Source organism: Chitinophaga tropicalis (genome assembly GCF_009758205.1).
Taxonomy (GTDB): Bacteria; Bacteroidota; Bacteroidia; order Chitinophagales; family Chitinophagaceae; genus Chitinophaga; species Chitinophaga tropicalis.
On the sequence record NZ_WRXN01000018.1, the window covers coordinates 21,995 to 36,242 of the forward strand.

A 14,248-nucleotide genomic window follows, 5' to 3' on the forward strand; every position below is an offset into this window, starting at 1 on the left:
TTATCATTACCGGCGAACAAATTTTTCTATATTTGAATGAACCAAATAACCCCTCAAAATGCACATACAAGCGTCTACATGGGATAAACAATATGCACAGGGCGCATGGGAAGTTCTTAAATCCCCATTGGAAGAAAAACGCTTTGAATCAGTGCGTAGCTTCATCTATAAATATGCTGCCGGGGGAAACATCCTGGAAGTAGGTTGCGGGGAAGGGCTGTTGCAGGCCGGTATGGATAAACAGCGGTATGCTGCTTTCACAGGCATAGATATCTCTACTGTAGCCATTACACGTACTGCAGATCTGCAGGATACCCAAAACACCTACCTGGTTGCTGATATGGAAACCTGGCAACCCGCCGGTGAGGAGTTCGACATCATCATTTTCAACGAATCGTTGTATTATGCCAGTTACCCTATCCAGCTCATGAGCAGATATTTCTCATTTTTAAAACCCGGAGGGGCAATTATCCTGTCTGTTTATGAAACCCCTCCCAACAAACAATTACTGGATGCCATTGAAAACCGTTACCACGCTGCTGAAGAGAAAATAACAGAAAATGAAAGGGGCAGGTGGTACTGCCGTATCTACCTGTCTGAAAAATAATAACTATTTCACTATGAAAATCGGATTACTGGAATTCAATGAATCCATCTGGCCCAGCCTGGAAAGAACAAGAGCATTTTACCTGGATACTATTACAAAGAGATTCGATACCTGTGCAGTTACGACCAGTAATAATGGTGAAATAAATGTTACACCTGATGCAATCGTTAATTTCATGGGTAATGCAGGCTGGGAGCTGACAACACACCCTGACTGCCCTCTCATATTCGGAATTCATGGAGGCACGATCCTCAACCAGGCATTCCTGAGAACACACCTGGGAAAGCTCCGGCCTTCGGATATGCTGATCGTTAACTGCCAGTCAGACATTGACATTCTTAACAGCATGTTTGCTGATAACGCCCCTACCCTCTGCCACCTTCCACTACCTGTAGATGATACCTGCTTCAGGCCTATGTCAAAACAGCAGGTGAGAAAGCAACTGGGATTGCAGGAAGATGATGTTGTAGTAGGTTTTGTAAGCAGGCTGCTGCCACAGAAAAACCTGCACCGTTACCTGGATCTTCTCGTTCAGCTGAAAAAACAGTTATTTCCCCGTAAAGTAAAAGGTATTGTGATAGGGAAATACTGGATAGACTATCCAGTGCTGGACTATCAAACGGGCAACTATCCTAATTATATTCAACAGCTGATTGAAAAACTGGGATTGAAAAATGACCTGCTGTATTTCCCCGCCAACCTGTCAAACGATGACCTGGCTACCTGTTATAATGCAATGGACCTTTTCATCCACCCTACCAACTCCATTGATGAGAACTTCGGGTATGCTCCTGTGGAAGCCATGGCATGTGGTACACCTGTGTTAGGAGCGGCTTACGGCGGGTTAAAAGATACTGTTATATCGGGAACGACAGGTTTTCTCATGCCTACATGGGTAACAGATGCAGGTATCAGGATGGATACTTTTGCGGCAATGCAGTTTGCTACGGGGTTGCTTACTGATAAAGCACTTAAAGAGAGTATGTCGGCCGCTGCTTTAAGGCATGCAGCCGGTTACAGCAGGGAAACCTGCGCAGATATTCTTTGCACGGCTATTACAAAGGCGGTAGAAGGGTATAATGAGGACGTGCCTGCCATAAATGCCAGCTTATTGCCTGTGCCGGCCATCAGCAGCCAGGAAGAATATCTTCCGGAAATTGATATACCGTGGAAATACTATAAAGAACAAGTACGCTACTATGTAAGCAATGCGGACAATAAACCCGATGAGGAAACACTTGTGTACACTTCTGTGCCTGTTGTGCAATTGTCTGCCGACAGGGTCCAGCTGGATGATCCTGCATGGCCGGCCGTTTACCCGACTGATGCACTTACACAGACTATTATCTCATACTGTCAGACACCCATAAAAATCAAAACACTGTTAGATAGCTGTGACACGGACCTTCCCCGGATAACAGTTCTGATCAATGCAGGACTGCTCAGCTACAGCCATGAAAAAGTATAATTATGCCTTTATTCTCAGTTATCATACCCTGGTGTAACCGTAAAGAACTGTCGGAAACACTGAAAAAGAACCTGCCTGTATTTGAGAAGAACGAAGCAGAAGTGATTATCAGCAATGTGGGAGGCGATCCCATAATGTTAGAAGAGATATTACAGTCCATCCCCTACCCTGTTAAAACAATCCGGCAGCCTGAGATCACTTTATTCAATAAGTGTCTTGCGTTAAACCTGGGTGTATTGGCAGCAACAGGCACTTACCTGTTCCTGCTGGATACGGACATTATCCTGGAAGAGGACCTCTTGCCGGAAGCGGCTGCTTTACTGGAAAATGATTGTTTTCTTACGATCGGGAAAGTATACGAATCGGAGAAAAGCACTACTGCTGCCAGGAGTTTTATCTCTGAACTGGCCTACTTTATAGAAGTAAAGGATATCAATAACAATAAAGCGCTGATAGAAACCAGCCGTCATTATATCAATGAAAAAGGCCGCAGTGCACCGGGCCTGGTGATGCTGCGAAAAGAACATTTCATGGAAGTGAACGGTATGAACACAGCCCTGTCCGGCTGGGGATGGGAAGATAATGACCTGCTCTGCAGGCTTCAGCTTAAGCTATCGCTCAAATGGGAAAAAATTGGTAGCGCTATACACCTGACACATACGGACCAGCAGAGAACAATAAATAACAATTCACGGAAGACCAGTGAAGCAGCCAACTATGCAAAGTGCCTGGATAATTACAGCCAGGGTAATTACGCAGGCACTTATAAAGAAGATGTGCAACAATATATTTACTGAGCAATACGCAGGTGACTGGCAATCGGATCAAACTCGCCAAAGGTCTGGGTAATGAGTTGCTCCATTGCCTCAGCAATCTGTGGTTCGGGATGATGATCATCGAACAGTATTCTCAGCCGTCCTTTGTTTTTGTACCAGCGAGGATCCCATTCCACGGGCTGTTCAGGGAAAAGCGCCTGTACCTTTGCCGTCACATGTTCTACAGCCGGTGTCATTGCTTTCACGGTATCGCTTTCAATATGGATCTCCAGGCCGATCTTATCTCCATAATCGAGAAACTCATAATGAAAAGATCTTGGCCAGGAAGGGGGGCCTATACGCCGGAAATGTTTAAAGCGGCCTCTGGGTTCCAGCGAATTTCCTGCATATTGAACGTAATGCTCTAATACAGTACTGAACCGCTGCCGTTCCTGGTTTACAGGACTGGACAGTTTAAAAACAGCTTTTTCAATAGCAGATAATGCTCCCGAAGCACCGGGATCAGTTCTGAAAGGCGTCAGTGCATCCAGGTTGGCTGTGTATGCTGTAAGGTCTACTTCAACAGATGTATCTCCATTTGCGATAGCGTTCACAGCTTCCAGCAAACTTATGCCTCTTCTGTAGTGACCAAAATGCAGGAAACAATCTTCGAAAAATAAATAGGGCAGATACCGGGGAATGATCTCATTCAGGATATTGACAGCAAAGTTCAATGCGTTGATATGTTCCCTCCTTATCTTATAACCAGCTTTTGTGGCAAGTCCGGCCAGTTCGGCAAGATGACCTATATAAAAAGCATTATTTTCAAGGAAATCGGCTATTTTCAGTTCATTCCGTACTTCCCTCAGCAGTGAGCCTGCTGCCGGGCTCACATTTTCTTCCAACGCTTTTTTAGCTTCTTCTATAGCGACGCATAACAGGAAGAGGATATCCAGCTGTCCGTTAAGGAATACCTCCGCTACAGGCTTATAATGTGCAAATTCCGGTACATTGGCACTGATTGTACAAAGACCTTCTGTCAAATGTACCTTCCGGCATACTTCAAATGTCCCGAATTTATGCGCGTGTACAGCCTTCTCCATCAGCTCTTCCAGGTTATACGCTACGTTTTCTATTATGAATGGTGCAGTATTGCTGTTGGCATCAATATATGACAACGCATACAGAAGATGCCCCAGCTCCTGGCCCTGTTCTTTCTTTATATTTATATAACGGCTGTTACGTGCCAGTTCTTTTATTGTAATGCCAGCACCTGCAATTTCCTTATCAGGGCTTACCCCTGCCATGATAGCGTATGCGAATGTCTGCCATGGGTGAAAATCTCCTTCCGGCTCACATTGCAGTATAAACGGAGCATCAGACTCATTACGGTGGATAAAAGGAAGCAGCTCATCTATAATCTCTTTTCCCTTATAGGTAACATTCCCCCATCCGTTCATGATATGACACAGGTAGGGAAGGCCATCCCGCTCAATGATCTCAGGAATATGATGTGCCATCACATCAGCCAGCTGTGATATGATCAGGGTATTTTGCCTGGTATTGAGCTGCACGTTTTCAGAAGTCAGCCTGGTTTTAATATCTCTGAAAGCTTTTTCTAAACGGGGAGAAAGGGAAAAGGGCCACCAATGGGTACTATTCATGGGTTAAATATGTGAATACTAAAAAAATAAAGAAGGGGATATTCCTGGAGGGATATCCCCTTCCAGACGCACTATCTCTTATAGTACTTCAAATTCCGGAGATTCACAGCAGCCTTGTGTGCAGCAACCTCTTAACAGTTCAAGTTCTGAAAAGGATGTTAAATCTGAAAGCTTAGCAAACAAAGTTGATGGGGCTTCCATTTCGAGTTCTGCAGTGTCAGTGTGAGAAAACTGGGTCGGGTTCATAAACATTACAATAATTAGGGTAATAAAATCTCTGATGTCATAACTAAGATAGTAAAATCCAATTAAATACAAACATATTTATTATTCAGGGCGTACATTAATTTAAATTTTCTTTTTTATGCAGGATGTGAGATTTGCTCAAAAGCTAGGTTTCGCCTTCGGCAAACCCCAGCTTTTGAGAGGGAATTTTTTTTCCTGCGCCAAGCTGAAATATTTTTGAATGATGGGGATTAATTTGGCTGACGGCCAGCCAGTTTGAGAGGGGGTTTCTTTTGCGCTGTGCGAGGCTGAAAAATCAGACCGATATACTACTATTGGAAATAAAAGCATCTGGTACTCCTTCGTACACGACAGAGCCGTTTTCAATATTGTATACATAGTCCACATGCCGTAGTGATTGCAGCCTGTGCGTGATAATAATGACGATAGCATCGCGATGATTTTTCCTGAGGCTTGAAATTATCTGCTGCTCCAGTTTTATATCGAGGGAAGCTGTGGCCTCATCGAAGATAATAACGTTTGCTTTTTTCAAAAAGGCCCTGGCAATGGATATTCGCTGCTTCTGGCCATCTGATAAAGATGTGGCTGATTCATTGATGCTGGTATCAAATCCGTCAGGCAGATTTTCGACAAACTCCATTAAACCAGCATCTGCAGCTGCTTTTAAGACCTCCGGATCTGATGCCTCAAAGCTGCCATACCTGATATTTTCCAGGATAGAGATGCTGAACAGCTGATTTTCCTTCTCTATAAGCCCTAATGAATCCTGCCAGTCAGATAAATATGATACCGGCACTTCTCCGTCAAGGAGGATCTCTCCTGTTGCAGGACGAATAAAATCGCATAGCAGGCTGGCGATAGTGCTTTTGCCTGATCCGCTGGGGCCTATTATTCCATAGATATTCCCTTTTTCAAACCGCAGGTTTATTTCATGAAGGATCTGGCTGTCGTTAATGGAAAACGAAACATTCTTAAAGGTGATGCTTTGGAAATCCGGTGTTCTGAGAGTCCCACTCTTTTCCGGAAAATTGCCGGGAAGGTATTTGCTCACACGTTCCATTGACACCAACGCTTTTGCGAATCTGTTATAGCTGTTCATGATATTCATGGAAGGAGCATATAACCTGTTCAGATATTGTATGAATGCAATCAGCGAACCAATGGTCAGCGCACCTTGAAACACAGCCTTACCACCGTACATCAATACAATGACAGGCCCAATGGCTACAAGGAAAACGGTTATATTGGTATTCAGGGAACTTAGTACTGCATTCCTGGTATTGGTCCGTATATCCTGCTGCTGAAGCTCAGACAGGTTATCCTGTTCAAATTTAGTAGCATTATAACTACGGACAACACGGATGTTCTTGATCTTCTCCAGCACAAAATTGTTCAACCGCTCCTGCAATTCCTGTATACTTTTGAAATTAGATTGTAAATGAGGTGTAAATTTCCTGATACTGAATATAACTGCTGGCAATATCAACAAACTGATAGCGGTCAGCTTCAGGTTAAGTATTGCCAGCATGATCATGATGCCAATTACCGTGAGCAGGTCTGATGTGAAGGTCAATACAAAAGAAGATACAGCTACCTGAATATTCTGTACGTCATTCATTACTGTAAATAAAAGATCTCCGGGCTTTACCTCCCGGAAAAATAATATGGGACGGGTAAGAATGGTATTCAGTACGTCAGCGCGTATTGCAGCAATAACCCGCTGACTTATCTTTGCATACAGCAGATCTGTAAAAATGGAACAAATTATGCGGATGAGATAAATGACCACCAGGATAAACAATATAGTTATAAGCTGGGAGTAGTTGCCTTTAGGGAAAATGTCATCGATAATTATCTTTAGAATATATGGTGTTGCCAATGAGCCGGCACTGGCTATTAACATCATCAGTAACAATAGCACTTCTCCGCCGATATGAGGGCGCAGATACCGGATAAATCGCTTTATATAAGAAGTATTAATTTGTTGGGTCTCCATTAATTATTTAGTGGTTGTGAACGGGTTAGGGTTGACACTCCTGTAAGATAAGAATATTAATAGCAATACAAGGGAGTTGTTTTCAGAAAAATGTGAAGAACTGTTCAATGTAAAATGGGAGCGATGAAAAAACTAAAGATCAATGCGGCAGAGAACGGATGCCCTTTTGTATTTATTACGGCAGATAAGGACATTGACCGTAAAGGTTTTGAAGGCGGCAGCTGGGGACAACTACAATCCATAAAAAAGGGTATTGGATATACTTATAATTAATATGGCACCCGCTGTCCGGGTAATAATCAGAAAAGCTTTCAAATCGAAAGACTTGAAGACTTTTCTGATTGTCAAACGTTAAAAATCTGCAGCAGAACAAGACACCAGTTATGATCTCACATTTTCACTATCTTCCTTACCACTCTCTTTCCTATTCCGCTCAATACAAGCAGGTACATCCCGGACCGTACATCTCCTAAAGGCATTTCAAACTGCTGCCGGCCATTTAGCTTTTCGGTTTTCAGCACCTTGCCTGTGGTATCTCTCAATTCAGCCTGCGACCACTGTTCTGCAGTATTTACACGAATGAAGGTTCCTGCCGGATTGGGGAAGACGCTGACACCGGTTATTTTATCTTCGCTGCCCGGCGCCATGGACAGAAAGCCAGCCCCTGCACTACAAACCAGGACCGGGCGTTGGGTGGTATCACTCCCCTCCCGGGATATGAAGATGGCATCCGTAGTAGCGCCAGCCAGCCCGGAAACAAGCTTTAATGTCAGCACGCCATCGGCAGATTGCTGAGAGAGGGCAATATCCGTCACATCCCACTCTGCAAAATTTCCAGCTGTATATGCCATGATAGTATCGACAGGGCTGGCAACAGCCGGCATGTTGTTATAGGTGATGCCTGATTCTGTCCAACTGTCATTGCTGACATATTGTACAATCCAGGGTACTGAGGCAATGCCGGTATTTGCATAGTTCACGTACATACGCAGCTTTACCTGGCTGGTGCCCGCAGGCAACCCACTCACATTGAACTTCAGGAATACTTCCCGTGTATAACTTACTGTAGCATCCTGCTTGAGGACAAGATTTCCGGTGCCATAGTTCATACCAGCGTATGCTGAGCCACCTCTTACATAAGCATCCGCAACAGCGGTAACAACTGATGGGGTATAAACAGGCGTGTTAACATCAACGTTATATCTTACGCTGGAACCTGCATAAGGGCCGGAAGGCAGACTGGCAACAAGATGCCGGGTCTGGGAAATACCCGGAAGATTGAGGTAGATGTTTACCGGTAAAGATGACTGTGCAGGATCTGCAACAGAAACCCTTACATTGGAATTACCGACGTTCTTCAACATCAGCGTGCAGGGACGGTCTACCGTAATGCTCAGGGAATCTTTATGGAAGGTACCTGCCTGGTAGAATACCAGCTGCCAGATATTCAATCCGCGGTGATATACTACCTGCATATCAGCAGTATTCTGTTCGATATGTATTAATGTGGTATCGTAGGTGCTCATATTTTGTCCGGGTAATACATAATAAGCATAGGCGCCGTCAGACGGAGTAACACCGTGATCGAACCAGAGCTGAAACACATTCATGTTCTGTACAGTGGTACTACCACCATTGTTGATACTCTTCCATGTGCCGGATTGAGATTGCATGCTCAGTTGTACCTCTCCACCGGCTGGAAAGTAATAGCTGACGCCGTTATGGGTGATCCATTTCAGCGTATTATTATAGTTGTAAACACCATTGGTAATGGTGCTTACAGTACCGCCTACATTCGCAGATACAGTACCGTTAAGGAGGCACTGGTTTACAGTAGTGTTGATGGGTTGTGTGGCAGAGGAGCTGATACCTGCGCCAAGGCAAACCACTTCATTATCGAAAAAGAACCAGGCTTTACGGGCCTGCGTGTTGTAATCGGAGAACCAGAGCGCAGAAACACCGTACAGCGAGTCAGATACACCACCGGCAAATGCTGTGGTACCGAAGTTCACTCCCCAGGGGGCGCGTTGAGGAATGGTGGTGATATAGGGAACGGTGGTGCCGGGTATCCTGCTCCAGTCCCATACTGCAGGAATGTTATAGTATTCATTACCACTGGTGGCGATATGAGTGGAGCCGTCTGACAGGTAATATCCTTTCAGGTTCTCTCCATTCCCGTTCTCCTGTTTGGCTGAGCGGGTAGAGGTCAGATGTACCCCGAACAGGTAGCTGGTATTCTGATGTACGGTATAATCGGAGCGCCAGAAATGGGAATGCAGGGAGGGCAACAGGTAGCCGGGTGGCTGGGTGCCGTTCAACCGGGCAATGTTCTCGTTGTATTCGGTAACATGAGCCGTATCCAGTACTTTAAGCTTTTCCAGGTGTGCTGTAACACCAACGGAGAGTTGATTCTCCCGACTGATGCTGCGGCCGTTCGTTCCGTAATCAATATAGCGGGACCTCATCACTTTGAGGAAACCGTTCCGTACAAAGCTGCTGAATATGGCTAAGCGGGAACCAGAAAGAGCATAGGGAGTGCCACGGAGATAATAGGCTACCTTGGTCTCTCCTTCCACGAATACGGAACCATAACCGAAGAAATACAGTTGCGGGCCGTGCTGATGATATGAGAGATCATGCTGGATGCCTTCCTCTGTAGTGAGCACCAGCGGGTAGAATACCTGGTCTACACTATACTGCATGAGCGAGTCGTTGGCAGTGAGGCAGGACCGGTACATGAAATGTGTGGCTACATCCAGCTTGTTGGCGCCGGTCTGATTAGTAGGATAGCCGCGGTTCATCTGGGTAAGCAGGGCACTGCGGAGGCTACCGAGGCTTTGTGGCGCTGTTTCCAGGAGGATCAGTATCTCTCCTATACGCTGAGGATTGGAGATCTGGTTATGGTACCAGTTCCAGCTTTGCGGATCGGTAGTATTCCAGTAGGTAAGGCTGTTTACGATAGCGGTAAAGAGCGCGCTACTGTGATAATGGGAGCTGGCCGATTTCATGTAGGCCTGCGCAAAGGCTTTTACCCGGTTAATATGTACATCTGCCGTATAGGAGGTGGAGCTGTAAGCATAATTCACGTCCGGCCAGGAGCCGTTGGACTGTAATGTTGCCAGTGTGCTGGTCACATTATTATCCAGTGTGGTAATATTATAGGCCTGGGAGAGCAATTCCGACCGGACACGGTCCATAATGGTGGTGTACACGGTCTGAGCCCATACACAGGGCAAATGGCAGAACAAGGCCAGGATAAGTAGCATTCTGATCTTCATAACAGTGGATTTGTACAAATCTAGTGATCCAGTCCCGGCACATGGGGTGATTTTTCCGAGTTTAAGGGGTGAATTTTCACAATTCAGGAGATCCTGCAAACTCTGAAGGGGTTTTCCCGAACTGTTTCTTAAACTCGCGGCTGAAATATTTCCGGTCGGCGTACCCTACCATATATGCTACCTGGTATACGGTATGCTGACGGGTACGTATAAGTGCTGCCGCTTTTTTGAGTCGCAGGGATTTTACGAAGTCGTTCACCGACATATTGGTGACGGCTTTCAGTTTTTTGTACAACACCGGCTGGCTCATTGCCAGTTTGCGTGCCAGTATATCTACCCCGAACTCCGGATCGTCCATATATTCATCCACCAATGCTATCACTTTTTCCAGGAAGGTATTATCCACACTATTGGGCAAAGCATCAGGCACTTCGGCTTCTGCTTGTAGCTGGCGGCTGTAGCGTTCCCGCATTTTTTCGCGGGAGGTTATGAGGTTACGCACGTTCAGCGCCAGCACCTTTGTGCTGAAAGGCTTGGTAAGGTAGAGGTCTGCCCCGGTTTCAAGGCCGCTCACATGATCAGTCTGCGAGCTTTTGGCGGTAAGCAGTACTACGGGAATATGGCTGGTACGCTCATCAGTTTTGAGCGCCTTGCAGAGCTGCAAACCATCCATCTCCGGCATCATCACATCACTGATCACCAGATCGGGGATCTGGGCGGTGGCAGTTGCCAATCCATCTACCCCATTTTCACTTTCCAGTACCTGGTATTGATCACGGAAGGTCTGGCTGATGAGGGCACGCAGCTCCGGGTTGTCTTCCACAATATGAATGGTGAAAGGTTGGGGAGCGCCGGAGGTAATGATATCTGCGTCCTCTGATGCAAGAGGGATCTTTACCGGGACTGAGGGTATTGCAGTTTGTCCGGTCACATTGTGGCGGGTGCCTTCAAATTGTTTAGCGCCCGTAAGCAGGGAGACGGTAAAGCAGGTACGACCTTCTTTTCCTGCTGTGGCGGGGACGCTTTCCACGGTGAGCGTACCTTTATGCTGCTCCACGATGTTCTTAGACAATGCCAGGCCTATACCGTATCCTGTGTTCTGCAAGCCATGGTCCTGTACCTGGAAGAAATTCGTAAATAACTTATCCAGGTATTCCGGTGCAATGCCACGACCATTATCGGTGATGGTGATAACAATGTTCTGCCGGGACTGGGACACATGCAGCTGTATACGTCCGCCGTCCGGTGTGAATTTGAATGCATTGCTGAGCAGGTTGAAGAACACCTTTTCCAGCTGCTCCCGGTCAAAGTAAACCCGGACATGTTCCATATCATGCTGAAATACCATGCTGATGTTACGGTCCAGTGAAATCTCCCTGAAGCTGGTATAAATATGATCGAGGAATGGGATCAGGTCCTGTTCCTGTACCTGCAACCTGAGATGATTGGTTTCTGCCTTGCGGAAGTCCATCAGCTCATTTACGAGTTTCAGCAGCCGGTCTGCGTTATTCCTTAACTGCGAGAGTGTGGCTTGCAGCGGATCATCTTTCTTCAGCATATCCATCATCCTTTCTACCGGCACCAGCAACAATGTAAGATGTGTTCGGATCTCGTGGGAGACATGTGTGAAAAAGTTCAGCTTCACCTGGTGCAGTTCCTCTTCCTTGCGCAGTAAGGCCCACAGGAAAAAGAAACGGGTGACAAAGAAGAACAGCAGGATAAAACAGAGCACATAAATGCTGTATGCCCACCAGGTTTGCCAGAATGGCGGCAGGATGGTGATGTCCATCCGCGCAGGCTTACTCCAGACGCCGTCGTTATTGGCGCCTTTCACCCAGAATGTATAGTGGCCGGAAGACAGGTTGGTATATGTCACCGCCGGATTACCAGTCTCAATCCAGTCGCGGTCTGCATCTTCAAGCCGGTATGCATATCGGTTCTTATTACTTTTTACATAATTGAGCAATGCAAATTCCAGCGTGAATACCTCCTGGTCATGGTGGAAACGTAAGGTTTTCGTATAGCTGATATCCTGCCTGAGCAGACCGTCATCCTGTCCTATGCCTACCGGTTTATTAAACAGGCGTAGCCCGGTGAAGCGGACAGGCGAGGGATGTGTGTTGGTAATGATCCGTTCGGGGAAGAAGCTGGTGATACCGTTGTATCCGCCGAAGAGGAATTCGCCCTGGCTGTTCCTCAGAAATGAGTTGTAATTAAATACATTGCCGGCAATACCGTCGCTTACCGTATAGGTCTGGAATGTATTGCGGGCGGGATCAAAACGGACAAGGCCATTGTGGGTGCTGATCCATAAATAATGCTGGTTATCTTCCAGTAAACCGAGTACATTATCATTTGGCAGGCCGTCCTTTTCTGTGTAGTGCGCCAGTTGTTCCAGGTCTGTATTGTATTTGATCAATCCACCGAAGTACACGCTCACCCAGATGTTGTGGTTTGAATCTTCCTGTATGGAATTGACATAGCCCTGCCGGAGTATACGCATAGTGTTTCCTTCAAGCACGTACAGGTTGCTGGTAGAACCTAACAGGATGCGATGACGGGAATCTTCGAAAATATAGCGGATGGACTGCCGGGTGGCTATACCTGTCAGCGCTGAATCAGCCTGTTTTTCCAGTTCCTGCCCTTTGCGATGCAGCAGGTGGAGCTGGTTGTTGGTCCCCACCCAGAACCGGCCCTGGCTGTCTTCCAGGATGGCTGTTACTTCCCGGGAAAAGGTGACGGGATCTTTTGTATCGTGGAAGAAGCGTCTGAACTTCCCCTGCCGCAACAAGTTCAGACCACCGCCATGTGTGCCGGCCCAGATGTTATGATCTTTATCTTCATATACCACTTTCACCAGGTTTGACCCGATACTGGAGGGATTGCCTGCGTCATGTTTATAAGAGGTAAAGCGGCCGGTAGTACGGTTATAATAATTCAGGCCACCACCTTCTGTACCGATCCAGTAATTGTGCTGTGCATCTTCATGAATGGTGCTGATCACATTATTACTTATGCCGTTTAGCGGGGGATGGTGCTGCCAGGCTATAAAAGAGGTGCCATAGGGATGTACCATATTCACGCCGCCGAAGTAGGTACCTATCCAGATGCCCCCGTTGTTATCTTCATAAATACTGTGAATTGAGTTCTGGCTGAGGCTGTTGTTGTTCCCTACCGTTTGCTGATAGTGCCTGCCCGCCATATTGGCGGGGTCAATGATACTAAGGCCTTCCTGGGTACCTACCCACATGTTGCCGGCTTTATCCCGGAGTATCCGTCTTACAATATTATTAATGATGGTGGGTTGGGCCAGCAGGGAAAAACGGCTGGTGGCGGGATCATATATATTAATACCACCGGTTTGCGTAGCTATCCATAATCTGCCGTATCTGTCTTCGGTGATGGCGGTGATGAAGTTCATGGCGAGGCTGGAAGGCTGTCCCTCTTCATGCCGGAATGTTTCGAAATGATTTCCGCTCATTTTCGTGAGACCGTTGCTGGTGCCGATCCAGATATTACCTTTCCGGTCTTCATATACACAGCGTACTACATAAGCTGCAATCTTACCGGGGGTAAAGAATTCCAGCCGCTTACCATCCTGCAGGTAAAGTCCGTTGTTGGCGCCTATCCAGCGGCGGCCCTTGCTGTCTTCGTAAATGCAGTTGATATTAATTGATCGTCCGGGGTCAAGGGGGATACGCTCAAAGCGGTCGTGCTCCGGGTCATACCTGGCAAGGCCTGCGGTTGTGCCTATCCAGAGGGTGTTCTTTTTGTCCCGGTACAGGCTCATTATCTGGTTATCCGGCAGGGAGGTGCTGTCTTCTGCCTGATGGCGGTAAATTTTGAAGCGGGTGCCGTCGTAGCGATTGAGGCCGTAGTTTGTACCGTACCAGAGGAAACCCTGGGAGTCCTGTACAATAGATAGCACTGCGTTGTGCGATAGTCCGTCTTCTACAGTGAGGTGATTGAACGTCACATCCTGCCCGTTGCTTTTCGAAAAGAAAGCGGGTATTAGCAGGGATAAGAACAGAAAGCACCTGGAAATCATTCTCTAATATAAGAATTGTATGCAGCTGAGAGGTGTTTTTTAGAAGGGTGTCTGTTTAATTTTTATGCGGAAAATTGCCCGAAAAATGAGTTTCGCCTTCGGCGAAACTCATTTTTCGGGAGAGGGAGGGAGCGCTGGTGAATGAATTTTTTTGAGGGCAGGGGATGGCCTGCGGCCAGCTAAAAT

General features: G+C 46.6%; 8 protein-coding genes. 4 read left to right on the top strand and 4 right to left on the bottom strand.

Going from position 1 to position 14,248, the window contains the following annotated elements:
- The first annotated feature begins 58 nt into the window (after window positions 1-58).
- From GO493_RS27325 to GO493_RS27335, 3 genes are read left to right on the top strand one after another with little or no spacing between them, the layout of a single operon-like run.
- Entirely contained in the window at window positions 59-607 is a 549-nt protein-coding gene (locus GO493_RS27325; RefSeq protein ID WP_157309421.1) for a class I SAM-dependent methyltransferase, read from the top strand.
- Window positions 608-620: 13 nt separating this feature from the next.
- Window positions 621-2,075, top strand: coding sequence for a glycosyltransferase family 4 protein (locus GO493_RS27330; RefSeq protein WP_157309422.1), 1,455 nt, complete (start codon window positions 621-623; stop codon window positions 2,073-2,075).
- 2 nt (window positions 2,076-2,077) lie between these two features.
- On the top strand, window positions 2,078-2,872 hold the full coding sequence (locus GO493_RS27335; protein WP_157309423.1) for a glycosyltransferase: 795 nt from the start codon (window positions 2,078-2,080) through the stop codon (window positions 2,870-2,872).
- Here the strand turns inward: GO493_RS27335 and GO493_RS27340 are convergent.
- Together GO493_RS27340 and GO493_RS27345 are read right to left on the bottom strand one after the other, a co-directional pair.
- The gene (locus GO493_RS27340) at window positions 2,866-4,494 is read right to left on the bottom strand and encodes a hypothetical protein (protein WP_157309424.1); all 1,629 of its coding nucleotides are present in this window, start codon (window positions 4,492-4,494) and stop codon (window positions 2,866-2,868) included. The genes GO493_RS27335 and GO493_RS27340 overlap by 7 nt on opposite strands.
- Before the next feature lie 541 nt (window positions 4,495-5,035).
- Window positions 5,036-6,736 carry an ABC transporter ATP-binding protein gene (locus tag GO493_RS27345; RefSeq protein ID WP_157309425.1) on the bottom strand — a complete coding sequence of 567 codons (1,701 nt, stop codon included), beginning with the start codon at window positions 6,734-6,736 and terminating at the stop codon, window positions 5,036-5,038.
- 123 nt (window positions 6,737-6,859) lie between these two features.
- Here GO493_RS27345 and GO493_RS27350 point away from each other — a divergent pair, with 123 nt between their 5' ends.
- On the top strand, window positions 6,860-7,009 hold the full coding sequence (locus GO493_RS27350) for a hypothetical protein (RefSeq protein ID WP_157309426.1): 150 nt from the start codon (window positions 6,860-6,862) through the stop codon (window positions 7,007-7,009).
- 116 nt (window positions 7,010-7,125) lie between these two features.
- Here the strand turns inward: GO493_RS27350 and GO493_RS27355 are convergent, their stop codons facing one another.
- Together GO493_RS27355 and GO493_RS27360 are read right to left on the bottom strand one after the other, a co-directional pair.
- The gene (locus GO493_RS27355) at window positions 7,126-10,014 is read right to left on the bottom strand and encodes a polysaccharide lyase family 8 super-sandwich domain-containing protein (protein WP_157309427.1); all 2,889 of its coding nucleotides are present in this window, start codon (window positions 10,012-10,014) and stop codon (window positions 7,126-7,128) included.
- A gap of 76 nt (window positions 10,015-10,090) precedes the next feature.
- A complete protein-coding gene (locus GO493_RS27360; RefSeq protein WP_157309428.1) occupies window positions 10,091-14,062 on the bottom strand; it encodes a hybrid sensor histidine kinase/response regulator transcription factor in 3,972 nt (1,323 codons plus the stop codon).
- Between the last annotated feature and the right edge of the window lie 186 nt (window positions 14,063-14,248).